The 15,990-nt window shown below is 64.6% G+C and carries 18 protein-coding genes and 1 tRNA gene; 12 read left to right on the forward strand and 7 right to left on the reverse strand.

Annotation, left to right across the window (positions count from 1 at the left end; all coding sequences use genetic code 11):
* Positions 1-4 precede the first annotated feature (4 nt).
* From BI49514_RS02010 to pstB, 6 genes are all read left to right on the forward strand, one after another.
* Positions 5-2,149: an RNA degradosome polyphosphate kinase gene (locus BI49514_RS02010; protein ID WP_101543801.1), complete on the forward strand. Its 2,145-nt coding sequence runs from the start codon at positions 5-7 to the stop codon at positions 2,147-2,149.
* Entirely contained in the window at positions 2,146-3,120 is a 975-nt protein-coding gene (locus BI49514_RS02015) for an NUDIX hydrolase (RefSeq protein WP_101543802.1), read from the forward strand. The genes BI49514_RS02010 and BI49514_RS02015 overlap by 4 nt, the downstream gene beginning before the upstream one ends.
* Before the next feature lie 306 nt (positions 3,121-3,426).
* Positions 3,427-4,530 (forward strand): phosphate ABC transporter substrate-binding protein PstS, encoded by a 1,104-nt coding sequence (gene pstS / locus BI49514_RS02020; RefSeq protein WP_101544084.1) that lies wholly within the window; start codon positions 3,427-3,429, stop codon positions 4,528-4,530.
* Between the two features lie 244 nt (positions 4,531-4,774).
* Entirely contained in the window at positions 4,775-5,665 is an 891-nt protein-coding gene (gene pstC, locus BI49514_RS02025; RefSeq protein ID WP_101544086.1) for a phosphate ABC transporter permease subunit PstC, read from the forward strand.
* A 14-nt stretch (positions 5,666-5,679) separates the two neighbouring features.
* Entirely contained in the window at positions 5,680-6,819 is a 1,140-nt protein-coding gene (pstA, locus tag BI49514_RS02030; protein WP_101544088.1) for a phosphate ABC transporter permease PstA, read from the forward strand.
* 55 nt (positions 6,820-6,874) lie between these two features.
* Entirely contained in the window at positions 6,875-7,654 is a 780-nt protein-coding gene (pstB, locus tag BI49514_RS02035; RefSeq protein ID WP_101543804.1) for a phosphate ABC transporter ATP-binding protein PstB, read from the forward strand.
* A gap of 333 nt (positions 7,655-7,987) precedes the next feature.
* Here pstB and BI49514_RS02040 read toward each other — a convergent pair whose 3' ends face one another.
* On the reverse strand, positions 7,988-8,641 hold the full coding sequence (locus BI49514_RS02040) for a winged helix-turn-helix transcriptional regulator (RefSeq protein ID WP_101544089.1): 654 nt from the start codon (positions 8,639-8,641) through the stop codon (positions 7,988-7,990).
* A gap of 164 nt (positions 8,642-8,805) precedes the next feature.
* Between BI49514_RS02040 and BI49514_RS02045 the strand changes: the two genes are divergently transcribed.
* Positions 8,806-9,366: a dihydrofolate reductase family protein gene (locus BI49514_RS02045; RefSeq protein ID WP_101544091.1), complete on the forward strand. Its 561-nt coding sequence runs from the start codon at positions 8,806-8,808 to the stop codon at positions 9,364-9,366.
* A 182-nt stretch (positions 9,367-9,548) separates the two neighbouring features.
* A complete protein-coding gene (locus BI49514_RS02050; RefSeq protein ID WP_244195223.1) occupies positions 9,549-10,007 on the forward strand; it encodes a DUF4383 domain-containing protein in 459 nt (152 codons plus the stop codon).
* 4 nt (positions 10,008-10,011) lie between these two features.
* Here BI49514_RS02050 and BI49514_RS02055 read toward each other — a convergent pair whose 3' ends face one another.
* The 3 genes from BI49514_RS02055 to BI49514_RS02065 form a co-directional block, all read right to left on the reverse strand.
* Positions 10,012-11,025 (reverse strand): inorganic phosphate transporter, encoded by a 1,014-nt coding sequence (locus tag BI49514_RS02055; protein WP_101543805.1) that lies wholly within the window; start codon positions 11,023-11,025, stop codon positions 10,012-10,014.
* A 3-nt stretch (positions 11,026-11,028) separates the two neighbouring features.
* Positions 11,029-11,694 (reverse strand): DUF47 domain-containing protein, encoded by a 666-nt coding sequence (locus BI49514_RS02060; protein ID WP_244195224.1) that lies wholly within the window; start codon positions 11,692-11,694, stop codon positions 11,029-11,031.
* A 294-nt stretch (positions 11,695-11,988) separates the two neighbouring features.
* The gene (locus BI49514_RS02065; protein WP_101543808.1) at positions 11,989-12,576 is read right to left on the reverse strand and encodes a hypothetical protein; all 588 of its coding nucleotides are present in this window, start codon (positions 12,574-12,576) and stop codon (positions 11,989-11,991) included.
* 175 nt (positions 12,577-12,751) lie between these two features.
* Between BI49514_RS02065 and BI49514_RS02070 the strand changes: the two genes are divergently transcribed.
* The 4 genes from BI49514_RS02070 to BI49514_RS16770 all read left to right on the forward strand — a co-directional run bounded on the left by BI49514_RS02070 (position 12,752) and on the right by BI49514_RS16770 (position 14,616).
* Positions 12,752-13,690, forward strand: coding sequence for a hypothetical protein (locus BI49514_RS02070; protein WP_101543810.1), 939 nt, complete (start codon positions 12,752-12,754; stop codon positions 13,688-13,690).
* Between the two features lie 143 nt (positions 13,691-13,833).
* A tRNA-Lys gene (locus BI49514_RS02075) sits at positions 13,834-13,906 on the forward strand.
* A 230-nt stretch (positions 13,907-14,136) separates the two neighbouring features.
* Positions 14,137-14,475, forward strand: a complete 339-nt coding sequence (locus tag BI49514_RS02080; RefSeq protein ID WP_101543811.1) for an RDD family protein — start codon at positions 14,137-14,139, stop codon at positions 14,473-14,475.
* A gap of 9 nt (positions 14,476-14,484) precedes the next feature.
* Complete coding sequence (locus BI49514_RS16770) at positions 14,485-14,616, forward strand: hypothetical protein (protein ID WP_257904102.1); 132 nt, start codon at positions 14,485-14,487, stop codon at positions 14,614-14,616.
* A 183-nt stretch (positions 14,617-14,799) separates the two neighbouring features.
* On the opposite strand, the gene BI49514_RS02085 is transcribed toward BI49514_RS16770, so the two are convergent.
* The 3 genes from BI49514_RS02085 to BI49514_RS16780 form a co-directional block, all read right to left on the reverse strand.
* The gene (locus BI49514_RS02085) at positions 14,800-15,051 is read right to left on the reverse strand and encodes a PspC domain-containing protein (RefSeq protein ID WP_101543813.1); all 252 of its coding nucleotides are present in this window, start codon (positions 15,049-15,051) and stop codon (positions 14,800-14,802) included.
* A 253-nt stretch (positions 15,052-15,304) separates the two neighbouring features.
* On the reverse strand, positions 15,305-15,631 hold the full coding sequence (locus BI49514_RS16775; protein ID WP_244195225.1) for a GNAT family N-acetyltransferase: 327 nt from the start codon (positions 15,629-15,631) through the stop codon (positions 15,305-15,307).
* A complete protein-coding gene (locus BI49514_RS16780) occupies positions 15,628-15,990 on the reverse strand; it encodes a hypothetical protein (protein WP_101543815.1) in 363 nt (120 codons plus the stop codon). Before BI49514_RS16780 ends, BI49514_RS16775 begins: the two co-directional genes overlap by 4 nt.

The following is a 15,990-nucleotide window of genomic DNA, read 5'->3' on the forward strand; positions in this document are numbered from 1 at the left end:
AGCGTTGTACGACATCGCAGCTTCGGGTAAGGAGCTGGGCCTGCCCGACCCGGCAGATCGCTTCCTCGACCGTGAACTCAGCTGGCTGGCCTTCAACGAACGCGTCCTCGACCTCGCCTCGGATCCGGAGATCCCGCTGCTCGAACGCGTCCGATTCCTCTCGATCTTCGCGACCAACCTCGACGAGTTCTTCATGGTCCGCGTCGCCGGTCTCAAACGCCGCATCAACACCGGTCTCGCCGTGCCCAGCGTCACCGGGCGCATGCCCGCGCAGGTCATGCACGATATCGGGGTGCGCGCATTCGAGCTGATGAGCCGGCATGCCGCCCTGCTCAAGGACGATATCGGTCCCCGCCTCGACGCGGAATCGATCACGAAGGTCCAGGTCGAGGACCTCACCGAGGATGAGCGGCACCGTGTCGACGAATTCTTCTTCGGCCACGTCTATCCCGTCCTCACCCCGCTGGCCGTCGATCCGGCTCATCCGTTCCCGTATATCTCGGGTCTCTCGCTCAACCTCGGCGTGCTCCTGCGGTCGCCGGAGACGGGCAAGGAGTTCTTCGCCCGCGTCAAGGTTCCCCCGCGCCTGCCGCGGTTCTTCAATGTCGCCGAGGCAACCGACCGACCCGCCGGACGCGACGTCCCGGCCCGCTTCGTCGCCCTCGAGGACATCATCGCCGAACACCTCGGCACCCTGTTCGACGGTATGGAGATCGTCCACCATTCGACCTTCCGCGTGACCCGCAATGAGGACCTCGAGGTCGAAGAGGACGATGCGGAGAACCTCCTCAAGGCTCTGGAGAAGGAGCTCCTGCGCAGGCGTTTCGGTCCGGCCGTGCGGATGGAGATCACAGAGAACATCCACCCCCGTGTCCTCGAGATGCTCAAGGACGAATTGGGCATCCACGACTCGGAGATCTACCACCTGCCCAGTCCGCTGGACCTGTCCGGCATGTCCGATATCGCCGATGTCCCGCGCGATGATCTGCACTATCCGAAGATGGTTCCGCAGATGAGCAAGGACCTGTCGCTGCGGGAGTCCAGCGACCAGGTCGACGTCTTCGACGCGGTGGCCAGCCGAGACATCCTCCTGCACCACCCCTACGATTCGTTCTCCACCAGCGTGCAGGCCTTCCTCGAACAGGCGGCGTCGGACAAGAACGTGCTGGCGATCAAGCAGACGCTCTACCGCACCTCAGGGGATTCGCCGATCATCGACGCCCTCGTCGATGCTGCACAGGCCGGCATCCAGGTGCTCGCCGTCGTCGAGATCAAGGCCCGGTTCGACGAGGAGGCCAACATCACCTGGGCTCGCAAGCTCGAGCGCGCCGGCGTCCACGTCGTCTACGGAATCGTCGGGCTCAAGACCCATGCGAAGCTCTCCCTCGTCGTCCGTCAGGAGGCTGACGGTCTGGCCCGGTACTGCCACGTCGGCACCGGCAACTACCACCCGAAAACTGCCCGCGGCTATGAGGACTTCGGGCTGCTGACACGTGATCGGGCCGTCGCCGATGATCTGACGAAGCTGTTCAACCAGCTCTCCGGCTACGCGCCGAAGTCCGAATACTCACGGTTCCTCGTCGCCCCCAGCACTGTGCGCACCGGACTCATCGACCTCATCGACTCCGAGATCGCGATCGCACAGTCCGGCGGAGCGGCGCAGGTGCGGATCAAGGTCAACTCGATCGTCGACGAAGCCATCATCGACGCCCTCTACCGGGCATCCCAGGCCGGGGTCGCCGTCGAAGTCTTCGTCCGCGGAATCTGCGCTCTGCGCCCAGGCATCGAAGGCCTGAGCGAGAACATCACCGTGCGTTCCGTGCTCGGACGCTTCCTCGAACACTCCCGCGCCTTCGTCTTCGGCAACAACGGCGACCCGATCGTCTACATCGGATCGGCAGACATGATGCACCGCAACCTCGACCGCCGGGTCGAAGCGCTCGTGCAGATCGTCGATGACGGGCACCGGGCGGAGATCATCGAACTCTTCGATCTCGCCTTCGCCCCGACCACCTCGGCGTTCGATCTGGCCAGTGACGGCAGATGGACGCGGCGGACCCACGACGACGAGGGCAGCATCCTCGCCGACTATCAGTCGGAGCTCATCCGTCGGCACCGGAAGCGTCGGCGAATCGGAGATGAGGCGTGAGCCGGTCCGAGGTCGCCTCGGCACAGGCATCATCGCGCGTCACCGCCGATGTCCTTGCCGCCGGGGCTGTCTGCTGGAGACACGGACCGAAAGGTCTCGAGGTGGTGCTCATCCACCGCCCGAAGTACAACGACTGGTCGTGGCCCAAGGGCAAGGTCGACCCGGGTGAGACGTTGCCGGAGGCCGCGATCCGCGAGGTCAAGGAGGAGACGGGGTTCGACATCCACCTCGGCATCCCCCTGCCGTCGGCCGAGTACACGGTCGGCAAGAACACGCTGAAGAAGGTCTTCTACTGGTCGGCCGAGGTCAAGGACGAAGCGGGATTCGCCCCGGTGAACAAGCGAGAGGTCGACACCGCCGGCTGGTTCCCTGTCGACAAGGCCCGATCGAAGCTGACGTCGTTCGGGGACCGGGAACAGCTCGACGCGCTGGAGAAGTTCGCCGAGACGGACGCGCTGCGGGCGTGGCCGCTCATCCTCGTCCGTCATGGGAAGGCGTTCCCACGTGCGAAGTGGTATGAAACCGAGCATGTGCGGCCCCTGCTCAAACTCGGCACCCGACAGGCCATGGCACTGACCGGGCTGCTGGGAGCCTGGGGCGTCCGCAAGCTCGTCTCGAGTCCATGGAAGCGGTGCATGGCGACGCTGACTCCGCTGTCGGCGGCGACGGGCAAGTCGATCAAGAAGGTGTCGACGCTCAGCGAGAAGGCAGCCGCAGCGAACCCGGACAAGACCGCCCGCTATATCGAGAAGCTGCTGGCGAAGGGAAAACCCGTCATCTACTGCACGCACCGGCCGGTGCTGCCGACGATCTTCTCCGTCTACGCCGCTCATGCCCCGAAACGTGTGGAAGCGAAGCTGCCGAAGGACGATCCATACCTCAAGCCCGGTGAGGTCCTCATCGCCTATGTGCGACCCGGACCGGTGCCGCGCATCGTCGAGATCGAACGCGTCCGCCCCATCGACAGCTAGCCGAGGTGCACGGCCCACGAGCGAGCCGATTCTCAAGGTCGAGCAAGCGTACTGGGTGGGCCGCCTCGGCGGTCGAGCACGCGCGTTGGGTGGGCCGCCTCAGCGAGGGAATGCCGGTCCCGACAACGATCCTTTCATGAAACCGACGAAGTCTGTGATCGAGCACTCACAGCGGTTCCAACCCTTCGCCCCTCATTCACCTTCCATTCACGTTCCAACTCCTTACACTTCACCCGTGATCCTTAGCGTGGATGACGAGCAATCGAGAACTCTCGAGCTGTGTCCACAAACATGAAAGGCATCTTCGTGAAGATGAAGCATCTCGCCCCCTCCGCTGCGATCCTCGCAGCCGGCGCCCTCACCCTCTCGGCCTGCGGCGGCGGACAGTCCGCCACCGGCGAAGAGGCATCCGGCGGCAGCAGTGACCTGCAGGGCACCCTGACCGGCATCGGCGCCTCCTCGCAGAAGGCCGCGATGGATGCCTGGACAGCGGACTTCACCTCGCAGAACTCCGGCGTGACCGTCAACTACTCCCCCGACGGATCAGGTGCCGGCCGTGAACAGTTCCTCGCCGGCAACGCGCAGTTCGCCGGATCCGACGCCCACCTCGACGATGACGAGGTCAAGGCCGGAGAGGAAGCCTGCGGCGCCGACGGAGCCTACGAGTTCCCCGTCTACATCTCCCCCATCGCCGTGACCTTCAACGTCAAGGGCGTCGACGAGCTCAACCTCTCCCCCGAAACGATCGCGAAGATCTTCAAGGGCGACATCACCAACTGGAACGACAAGGCCATCAAGGCCGACAACCCGGATGCCGAGCTGCCGGACCTCAAGATCACCGCCGTTCACCGCGCCGATGACTCGGGCACCACCGAGAACTTCGCCGAGTACCTCAAGGCCACCGCCGAGAAGGACTGGGACGCCGAGGTCGACGGCAACTTCCCGAAGGAGTACGGCGGCGAGGCTGCGCAGGGCACCGACGGTGTCATCCAGACCGTCTCGGACACCGACGGAGCGATCGGCTACGCGGATGCCTCGGCCGTCGGTGAGCTCTCCACCGCCAAGGTCAAGGTCGGCGAGGAATTCGTCGAACTCTCCCCGGAAGCCGCCTCGAAGGTCGTCGACGCCTCCGAGAAGGTCGAAGGCCGCAGCGAAGGCGACCTCGCCTTCGACCTGGCTCGCGACACCACCGAGTCCGGCGCCTACCCGATCGTCCTCGTGTCCTACCACCTCGTCTGCTCGTCCTACAAGGACCAGGAGACCGTGGACATGGTCAAGGCCTGGGAGAAGTTCGTGGTCTCGGAAGAGGGACAGAAGTCCGCTGCCGATTCCGCCGGGTCCGCACCTCTGTCGGACGAGCTGCGCAAGCAGGTCGAAGAAGTCATCGACTCGATCAAGGTCGAAGGCTGATTTCAGTCTCTGACCTGGAGATATAGCCAGTCGGGAGCGGCGCAGAATCCCTGCGCCGCTTTTCCGCGCCTGTGGAACCACCCCGGTTTCACCACAAGTCACATGAGGAGTACTTGTGCCGATCAGCACACAGACCACTGAGTCAGGCCCCACCGGGCCCGGCTCCAGGCCCGAGTCCGGGCAGAAGCCGCCGCAGAGCCCGGCAGCTCGGCAGCAGAAGGCCGTCGTCCGACCCGGCGACCGCATCTTCTCAGCCGCCACGCTCATCGCCGGCATCCTGATCCTGGTGATCCTCGCCGGAGTCGCCCTGTTCCTTCTCGCACAGTCGAAGGACACCATCACCGCGCAGATCAGCGATCCCTCCCAGATCACCGGCGGCAAGGGCTTCTTCTCCTATGTCTGGCCGCTGGTCATCGGCACGCTCATCTCTGCGGCCATCGCGCTGATCGTCGCGACTCCCTTCTCGCTGGGCATCGCGCTGTTCACCACCCACATGGCCCCGCGCAAGCTCGCTCCGGTGCTCGGGTACGTCATCGACCTGCTCGCCGCCATCCCCTCGGTCGTCTACGGCCTGTGGGGCATCGCGTTGGCCGGCAACCTCACCGGCTTCTACCTGTGGCTGTCGAAGTGGTTCGGCTGGATTCCGATCTTCGCTCCGGCCGCCGACGGATCCGTGTCGCAGACGGGCCGCACACTGCTCACCGCCTCGCTCGTGCTCTCGATCATGATCCTGCCGATCATCACCTCGCTGACCCGCGAGATATTCCTCCAGACCCCGCGCCTGCAGGAAGAGGCGGCGCTGGCGCTCGGCGCCACCCGCTGGGAGATGATCCGCATGGCGGTGCTGCCCTTCGGCAAGTCCGGAATCGTCTCGGCCACGATGCTCGGCCTCGGCCGCGCCCTCGGTGAGACCATGGCCGTGGCCATGATCCTCTCGCCCGGCGTCCTCACCGCCTCGCTCGTCGTCAGCGGCAACCAGACCATCGCCTCCGAGATCGCGCAGAACTTCCCCGAGGCCGCGGGACTGCGCCTGTCCGAGCTCATCACCGTCGGCCTCGTGCTCTTCGTCATCACCCTGCTGGTGAACATGGGAGCCCGCGCCATTGTCGCCCGCACCTCGGTGAAGGGAAGTTGAGACCAATGACCACCATGAACACCACCACCGAGGCGGCCGTGTCGAAACCGGCGAAGCTCACCTCCAAACAGCTCCCGAAGGCCACCCCGTGGATCGTCGCCGTCGCCTCGATCCTCGTGGCGATCGTCATCAGCTTCATCGCCTTCGGCGGCTTCAACATCCCCGTCGTGGCCGTCCTCGCCGGCCTCATCAACGCGATCGCCGTGTTCGCGGTCTCCGCGTCCTACGAAGGCCGCCGCAAGGCCGTCGACCGGATCGCGACCACCATCGTCACCTCGACGTTCGTCCTCGCATGCGTTCCCCTCATCTCGCTGCTGTGGCTGACCGTGTCCAAGGGCGGGGCCGCCATCAGCGGTGACCTGCTCACCCGCACCATGCTCGGCATGAAGGGCGTCCTCGATCAGCAGTACGTCGCCGGTGAGGCCACTCTGGCCGGCGGCTTCTACCACGCCATCGTCGGCACCGTGCTCATCACACTCGCCGCCTGCGTGATCTCGATTCCGATCGGCGTCCTCACCGCCATCTACCTCGTCGAGTACTCGAACAAGAACCGCCTGGGCAAGGCGATCACCTTCCTCGTCGACGTGATGACCGGCATCCCCTCGATCGTCGCCGGTCTCTTCGCCTTCGCACTGTTCTCCACGATCGCCAACGTGCTCCTGCCCGGCGCGGCCGGAATCGCGAAGACCGGCTTCACCGCGGCCGTGGCGCTGTCGGTGCTGATGATCCCGATCGTCGTGCGCAATACAGAGGAGATCCTCCGCCTGGTGCCGATGGACCTGCGCGAGGCCTCCTACGCACTCGGCGTGCCGAAGTGGAAGACGATCGTGAAGATCGTTCTGCCCACCGCGGTGTCGGGAATCCTCTCCGGTGTCACCATCGCCATCGCCCGCGTCATCGGTGAGACGGCACCCATCATGGTCACCGCCGGATTCGCCAAGACACTCAACTGGAACCTCTTCTCCGGTTGGATGTCGACGCTGCCGACGTTCATCTACGACTCGCAGCTGCGCCCGGTCTCGCCGGGAGCCGCCGCCCTGGCCAGCTCGGAACGCGCCTGGGCCGCAGCCCTTGTGCTCGTCGCCCTCGTCATGGTGCTCAACCTGCTTGCCCGCATCATCGCGAAGGTGCTCGCACCGAAGGCCGGACGCTGACCGGCGACTGCCCACAGTCCTCCAGACTCACCCATTTCCACGGATAGGAAACACAATGTCCAAGCAGATCGACATCAAGGATCTCGACATCTTCTACGGCGACTTCCGCGCCGTCGACGGAGTGCAGATGCAGATCAAGCCGCGCTCCGTCACCGCCTTCATCGGCCCCTCCGGTTGCGGCAAGTCCACGGTGCTGCGCACGCTGAACCGCATGCACGAAGTCATCCCCGGCGCCAGCGTCTCCGGTGAGGTCCTCATGGACGGCAATGACATCTACGGTGCCGGCGTCGACCCGGTCAACGTCCGCCGCGAGGTGGGCATGGTCTTCCAGCGGGCGAACCCGTTCCCGACCATGAGCATCAAGGAGAACGTGCTCGCCGGTGTGCGCCTGAACAACAAGCGCCTGTCGAAGACCGAGGCCGACGATCTCACCGAGCGTGCCTTGCGCGGAGCGAACCTGTGGAACGAGGTCAAGGACCGCCTCAACCTGCCCGGCTCGGGTCTCTCCGGCGGTCAGCAGCAGCGTCTGTGCATCGCCCGCGCGATCGCCGTCGAACCCGAGGTCCTGCTCATGGACGAGCCGTGCTCGGCTCTCGACCCGATCTCGACCCTGGCGATCGAGGACCTCATCAACGACCTCAAGGACAAGTACACGGTCGTCATCGTCACGCACAACATGCAGCAGGCCGCTCGTGTGTCCGACAAGACCGCGTTCTTCAACATCGCCGGCACCGGCAAGCCCGGAAAGCTCATCGAGTTCAACGAGACCTCGACGATCTTCTCGAACCCGGACAAGGAAGAGACCGAGAACTACATCTCCGGTCGCTTCGGCTGATCTGAGAGCTCGCCCAGCCGGCGGGTTCAGTCTCCGCCTCGACGTGAAGGTGCGGGTTGCCGCCGCCTCGGCGCAAGGAGAGCCGAAGCGCCTCGCCGCAATAATGCACGTCACTCGGTGGTCGTTTTGGTCACGCTCTGCTCAGCGGAACGTGACCAAAACGACCACTTTGCGTTGGAACGAGGGCAGACTCCGGCGGTATGCGTCCGCCGCAGGTCATTGTTTGGTCGATCCTCGACGTTTTGAGCTTCACAATCACCGCGGATCGACCAGAGAATGCGCCCTCCCGGCCGACCCGCCCCGCGGTTCTCTCACGGCCGGAACCATCGGCACCTAATTCTGGGACGGTGTGTTGCCGACGCTGTCATCGACGGGCGCACGGAAGGCGCGAACGAACTCGGTCAACAGTGACTCGTCTCCGTCGACGGACACCGTCCCGGCAGCCACGGCCGCCTCCGCATCACCGTCGGCAAGGAGGCCCCGCAGACCCGGTCCGTTGATGAACAGGTGCGCGGTCGGATCGGCGCCTTCGGCCACGTTCACGCCCGCCTCGCTCACTTCAGCATGAGCGACCGCCGGGCCGGCCGCCACTTCCACCTTGAAAGCCCGCACCTTCGCCACAGTGCGGGAGGTGAGGAGCGCGGCGGCCAAGGAACTGTCTGTCGGGATCTCACCCTCACGAGCCTCAATCATGCGCCGTGATCCCCAGCGGCCGAGTTCGATGAGGACCGGACCGAGATCCGAACCGTAGTCGCTGAGGCGGTAGACGACGCTGCGTCCGTCGATGCCACGCTCGAGGATCCCCGCGGCTTCGAGTTCGCGCAATCGCGTGGTCAGGAGGTTCGAGGGAATGCCGGGGTTGCCCTGTCGAAGCTCGTTGAAGCGCTTGGGTCCGACGAGGAGATCGCGGAGGATGATGAGCGACCATCGTTCCCCCAGCACCTCGGCTGCCCGAGCGAGACCGCAGAACTGTCCGTACGACTTCATGCTTGACAGCATAGCAATGTGAGTTCACTATTGAAACCGTAGTTCATTTTATGAACTTAACTGGAATACAGGAACCACGGCCGCACGAAGCACAAGAGCCCACGTAGAGCGCAACGGCCCGCATGAGGCTCAAGCCCCGCACGAAACTCAATGAGGAGAACACCATGGCACGCACAATCATCGCCGCCCTGTTCCAATCACTCGACGGGATCGCATCCGATCCGTTCAACTTCCAGTTCGACTCCTTCGACCAGGAGATGGGCGAATGGATGACCACGGCCATCGGAGGAGTCGACGACTGCGTCCTCGGCCGTGTCACCTATCAGGAGTGGGAGAACCACTGGCCGAACCACACAGAAGGCGAGGACGCGCCGTTCGCGAACTTCATCAACTCGACTCCCAAGCACATCGCCTCGACGACGCTGTCGCAGTTCGGCCTCCGGTGGGAGAACTCGACACTCATCCAGGGCGACCTCGCCGACTTCGTCCGCGACATCACAGCCGGTGAAGGCGGCAAGATCGCGATCGAGGGTTCGATGTCGATCGCCCGACAGCTCGTCGGAGCAAATCTCGTCGACGAACTGACGATGGCCATCCACCCGGTCGTCGCCGGCAGCGGTCGATCCCTTTTCGAGGGCGGAACGACGACGAGGCTGACGCTCAAAGACGTGCAGCAGACCAGCAAGGGAAACCTGTTGGCAACGTACGGTCCGTTCGCCGGCTGATCCTGCGGGTGGATCCCCCTTGACATCAACGCCGTTATCGAGGTGGATCCACCCACGGGAGATGTCGAGGCCGCCGAGGGGACAGACCAGGAAAGCGCTGCCGGAAAGTTTCGCCCGTCGGCCATCCGAATCGGCATCTGCTCCGAATCACCGATACCAGCCATCTTTGGGAAAGGATCGTCATGAATATCTTGATGTCGTCACAGTCGCCCGCCGCTGCACGCGGTGCGCGTTCGCAGGTGCAGATGGTCTCCGGGCTCTTCGGCGCAGTGTTCCTGCTCGTGGGGATCCTCGGCTTCGTCCCGGGCATCACCGCGAATCTCGGCTCGATCAGCTTCGCCGGACACCACACCGACGCGGCACTGCTCGGCCTCTTCCAGGTCACGGTGCTCCACAACATCGTCCACCTGCTCTTCGGAGTCGTCGGGATGCTCGGACTCCGCTCACGTGCACTGGCGAAGAACTACCTCATCGTCGGCGGAATCATCTATGCGGTGCTGTGGATCTACGGAATGGTGATTCCGATGGAGTCGATGGGCAACTTCGTCGGGCTCAACACCGCCGACAACTGGCTGCACTTCGTCCTCGCCGCGACCATGATCACCACCGGCTTCGTCTTCGGGCGGAAGCCTCGGCGCTGATTCGTCAGAGCCCGACAGAGGCCTTGACGATCCACCCGAGCACCACGGCCAACAGCGCGGCGGCAGGGATCGTCAGAAGCCAGACGGCGAACATCGGCACGAAGTACCGGGCTCTGGCGTGGCCCTTGCGCCCGGTGTATTGGGTGCCGAGGATCGATGATCCGAGGACGAAGGTCAGCGACACCGGAACCCGCATGATGAGGGCTGCGGTGTACATGAGGATCGTGGCCGCGCCATCGGCGATGGAGGATTTGAGGGGATCGAGACGGACCATGCGCACGGACAGCGTCTGGACCACTCGCCACCCGCTCAATCCGGTGCCCAGAGCCAGAGCCGCGGCGATGAGGAGGCGCACCGGCCAGGAGATGTCGACCACGGAGAGGACATCGTGCTGCTGCGTGTCGACGGCGAGAACGGCGACCATGACGAGTGCCGCGATCTTCTGCGCGTCCTGGACGCCGTGGACGAGCGACAGGGCCGCCGTGAGCACCGAGTCCACCATGCGCGCACCCCGGAACAGCGGCTTGGGCGGAGTGGACGCGAGCGACTTCGACAGGATGAGCGTGAGCACCCACGCGAGAATGAACCCGAGGATCGGTGAGAGCACCAGCGGCCACACCACGGAGTCCATTGCTTCACCGGTATTCACGGAGAACCCGAACACAACTCCCGCACCGAGCAGACCGCCGATCAGACAGTGGGTCGATGACACCGGCAGCGCGAGATAATAGGTGAACAGACTCCAAGTCGTCGCCGCAACGAAGGCGATGATGAGGCTGGTGAGGATGAGGTCAGCCGAACCGGAGAAGAGCACGATCTGGTTGGCCACGACGATGGCGATTCCCTCACCGAGGAGCGCACCGATGAAGTTGAAGATGACGGCCAGGCTGAGCGCCCAGCCCGGACGCATTGCCCGTCCGACGACCGCGTTGCCGACGGTCAGGGCGGCGTCATGGAATCCGTTCGAGCCGGCGAAGATCACCGCGGCGATGACGACTGCCGCCAAGAGCAGCTCCACGGACTATGATTCCTTGATCGCGATGGCTGCGACGACCTTGCCGAGTTCGGTGAACCCGTGGGCGGCCCGGACGAAGGCCTGCCCGAGTTGGGACACGGCCGCCATATAGGTCAGTCCCCGTTTGGAGTTCGGCACCGCGTCCGACATCCGCCACTGCAGGCTCTCGACCTGGTAGGTCAGCCGGTTGATCGCGTCGACGTAGTCCCATTGGTCGAGCTTGCCCGGCAGACGAGTGATCATCCGCGAGGTGTGGTCAGTCTGATTCGACAGCACGGCCAGGGTCTCGGGGACGCCGGAGGGCAGCGGGTCGAAAGCTCCGGAGGCGAGAACGTATCCGACTCCGTGCAGCCGGTGGCAGATGTCGCGCATGTGGTGGCTGAGCAGGTAGAGATCGTTGCGGTCGAACGGGGTGATGTAGTTCTCGCGCAGTGCGCGGAGCATCGCGCCCATGTCCTCATCGGCTCTGTCCCCGATCTCGCGGAGGCGGTCGGCAACATCGCGTCGTTCGCTGATTTCGATTCCGGAGAGTTCGGCGAGCACCAGGTTGCACTGCCGCATCTGTGAGACGAGATCGGACAACCGCTCATAGAACACCTTGTCCTGCGGTACCCGCTTGAGCCGCATGCGCTCCTCCTGCCCGGGGCCCGGACAAGCCGGACGAATATGCATGATGCCTCAATGTTATGTGCCGGACGCTGAACCGAGAGCGCCTCTCGGCGGAAGGCCGCTCGAAGCGGCTGAATTTGGAGCCCGGGGCTTCAGCGATCCAGCGTCCGGTGGCCCGAAGGCCACCTCCTACGATACTCGTTCATGCGCATGAATCCACCGCCGAGGCGGCTCTTCGTCCGTTGAGAATCTCACAGTCGATGTCGTGGTCGGGCGGGAATATCCGGTCCGGACGGGGACCGCGCTCACTCGGTCGGGCGGGCCGCCTCGGTGAGGGGATTGCCGGCGGGCTGAGGATCAGTCGAGGCCGCCTCGGCGATGGGCGACCGCGGCGTCGGACAGGTCTTGGGAGAGCTGGCGCAGGCGGACGGCGGTGTCGTGGTCGTCGGTGCCTGCCGCGCAGATGCCGACGAAGGCAGAGGCGCGCAGCAGCGCGATGACGATGTCACCGCGGAAGGCGCCGACGAGGATCTCGTCGATGGCGTGGGCCACTTCGTCAGGTCCGGCGGGCAGTTCGACGCCAGCGAGGATCTCGTCGTATCCGATGCCCTCGGTGATGCGGCGTTGGCCGTCGGAGAACATCTCGGCGAGTTCGCGAGGTGCGGACTTAATCCATTGGCGCAGGGCGTAGAGGCGCCACAGTGCGCCGGGTGCGGAGACGGCGGGAGCGGCGGACCACATCTCGGCAATGACCTCGATGCCGATGTCATCGGCGAGTTCGACGAAGCGCCTGGTGGCAGCCTCGTCGCGGTTGCCTTCTGAATCGCCGAGCAGCAGTGCCGCGGTGGCGTGCGAGGTCTCCGAACGGGCGACGGGATCGTCGACGGCACCGACGGAGTCGAGGTCGGCGAAGGGAACGGGACGGTGGAATGCGCGCTGTGACATGGTCAGGGCAGTTTAGTCCCTGTCAGGGTGCGCGGACCAGGACGTGGAGCACATTCGGGCAGTCGCCGCACGGTCAGGTTCTGCTCCCGGGACTCACAACGGACGCTATTAAACTTGGGTCTGATTCGTGACTGCGACCGGCAGTCGCGAGTGACCGAAACGAGGAGGAACTCTCGTGGCAAAATCATCAGTGGCGAAGAAGGGTCTCGACAAGGCTGCGAAGTTGGCAGTCAATGACGATGGGACCCTCAATCCCCGCGCCCAGTCGATGTTGTCGCGTCTGCTGTCCGTGCAGCGGCCCGTCGCCCTGGCTTATGTGCGCAGTCTGCGCCGCCGGCATCCGGACGCGACCCCCGAAGAGCTCATCACGATCATTCGCCGACACTATCTGACCCTGACGACCTCGGGCGGAGCCGCGGTCGGTGCGACCGCGGCCGTTCCGGGGTTGGGCACGACTGCGGCGCTGGGTGTCGCCAGCGTCGAGACCGCGGGCTTCCTGGAAGGCACTGCATTGTTTGCGCAGGCCATCGCAGAGATCCACGGACTGCCGGTGGCCGACGCCAAACGGGCGAACGCCCTGGTCCTCGGCCTCATGCTGGGCAAGGACGGGAAGAACCTCATCCAGAAGTTCGGCAAGCAGAACGGCGGCGTGGAGTCGATGTTCGGCAGCTGGGGCGCCACTGTGACCAAGCAGCTGCCGGCCCCGCTGGTCGATCTGCTCGTGCGCAAGCTGCGCAAGACTTTCATCCGCAAGTTCGCCGCCCGTGCCGGTGGTTCGCTGGTCGGTCGCCTGCTGCCCTTCGGCGTCGGTGTGGTCATCGGGGCCGTGGTGAATTCGCAGATGGCGCGGAAGGTCGCTGCGGAATCGAAGGAGGCCTTCGGTGCCGCACCGACGGTCTTCCCCATCGAGACCGACCCCGAGTACGTTGCGCCGAAGAAGGATCGGAAGCTGCTGTCGAGCCTCAAGCACGTGTCGGCTCTGCTCGGGAAGGTCAAGAAGAACAAGGCCATCGAGTCCGACGTCATCGAGCCCACGGATCCCGAGGAGCTCGAGGCCCCGGACGGTCTGCCTCGTACGTACACCGCTGAGGATCGGCACGGACTGGAGAAGTGAGCCGCGGAGCTTCGTCGGGAGGAAGTCGAGGGACTCCCTCCCGACGGCGGTTCCTGGTTTGAGTAATTCGGGCGCGAACCTCTACTATTGGTTCGTCTCCATCATGCGTCAGCAGGCCTGTGTCCTGCGTTTGTGATGAGGCGGGGCCTCTAGCTCAGTTGGTAGAGCAGCGGACTTTTAATCCGCGGGTCGTGGGTTCGATCCCCACGGGGCCCACCTAGCCTGACCAGGCATGATACATAGCACCCCCGAAGCTGCGAGCTTCGGGGGTGCATCATTTCCAGCAGATTTTTAGCAGACGATTCAGTTCTCCCACTGACGGCGGACGGTCGAGCAGGGTTGTACCGGAACTGGCACAGGATGCTGCCTGACGAACACCCTCCGCGGGCCGACAACCGCATAGAGTCGGAGTCATCGACCGGTCAGCAGCGAGAAGGATACGCACAATGAGTTCGAACTACCGTGCCCAAGCTGGGCTTGCCGTCCACGGCCACGGGCCCTGGCGCAACCGCGATCCGCTGACTCCGGCTCCGTCGGGCAGGCGCTGGTGGGCGAGGATCCTCGATGCGGTCTTCGTCCTCTTCTTCACCGGTACGGTCGTCGGTGTCGCCATTGCCCTCACAGGGGTAAACATCATCTCGCTCGATGCTGCTACTGGAGTTGCTCTCGCCATCTATCCGCTGATGGCGTTGGTGTTCGGCGCCCTCTGCGGCTGCACCGTCTCCCCCGGCCAGGCGCTGTGCGGAGTCGTCACGCACAAGCACAGCGGCAGACGCGTCGGTTAATTGAGGGGCATGACGCGCTATCTGGCGGTCGCGTTCTTCCCGATCACGGTCGTTCTCCTCGTCTGGACGTTCTTCGACGCACCGACGTTCGACCTGGATCCGATCGATGTCTATAACCGCAGGGCTCCCCAGGTCTGGTAGGTCCGGCTCTCGGGTTCGGGTCACCGTCGGCGCGCGACGATGGGTCCGAGGAACGCTCCTTGGTTGGCTGCGACCTCGACATTGGGCATTGACGTCGCAGCATCTGACCTGCGTGCTGCGATGAGCGCGTCGTCCTCACCGACGAAGGTGTCAGTGAAGTACTTGTCGACCGCCGACCCGCTGTCACTGAATTGAGCGACCGCCGAAGACCTGCTGCAGCGGGATCGATTCGTCCTGCCACGGCGTGAGGATCCACACGACGAGGTAAGCGCCGATTCCGAGTACGGGGAGGAGGAACGAGGCGAGGACGATGAGTCGCATGATCCAGACGTTGATGCCGCTCACCTCGGCAAGGCCCCCGGCAATACCGCCGAGGATGCGGTCGGGACCGCGACGGAAACCGATTTTGCGGATGGAGTCGAATAGCGAGTTCATGTCTTCGACTCTACGGATCCGCCGTCACCGCGGCACTAGTGCTGACCGTCGAGGCCGATTGAGGAAAACCGGAATCCGCGCCGATCCAGTATCGCCGCTTCGGCGGTCCGTCACTGTTTTCGCGCACGTCCTCGAGGACTCCCCGGCACCGTTCGATCACACTTGCCGAAGCGGTGTTCGTCTCATCGCACGTGACGAGCACGCTCTCGACTCCGCCCGAGCGCAGCCGTTCGACCGAAAGTGACAGGATCTGCTAGGCGTATCCTCGGCGCCGGAATTCGGGGACGACCACATATCCGACGTGACCGCCTAGATCGAACAGGAAGTCGTTGAGTTCGTATCGGATGGAGGTGCGACCCACGGGTCGTCCGTCCACCTCGGCGACGAGGAATTGCGCGCGTACTCGGCCCGGCGGGAGATCGATTCCGCGGGCCTCGCGCTCGTGGGTGGCGATGATGTCGTCCCACGTGCCCTCGGCTTGGAGGAATGCGAAGTCGTCGGCGCTCAGCTGCTCGTGGAAGTCCCTCATCACCGCTTCATCGGTGGGCGCCAAAGGACGCAATCTCAGGGTTTCGCTCATCGGGCTCCGTCGAAGGTCGGTTCCTCGCGTCGGGCGAAGTCCGGCGCGTGTTCGGCAGTGACGCCGACGCCGAGGATGCGCGCCGGGATGCGGGTGAGTGCTGGAAAGGTCGTCAGCAGCCACTCCACCGGTGCAGGTGGACGGATGGGCCGGTGCCCGTGAACGGCGGGGTCGACCGTCCGATGGATGCCCGCCTGCAGGAGTTCGACGGCACGAGTGGTCGGGAGTCGTCTCAGCTGCAGTCGCCGCAGCTCGACGGTCCCCACCGATCCCGAAAGCAGCGGCTCGGCGAGAATCCGGTCGATGGCGATTCCGTCCTGCACCGCGAGGTTGACTCCGACCCCGCCGAGCGGACTCAT

The sequence above is a fragment of the Brevibacterium iodinum ATCC 49514 genome, assembly GCF_900169265.1.
Taxonomy (GTDB): domain Bacteria; phylum Actinomycetota; class Actinomycetes; order Actinomycetales; family Brevibacteriaceae; genus Brevibacterium; species Brevibacterium iodinum.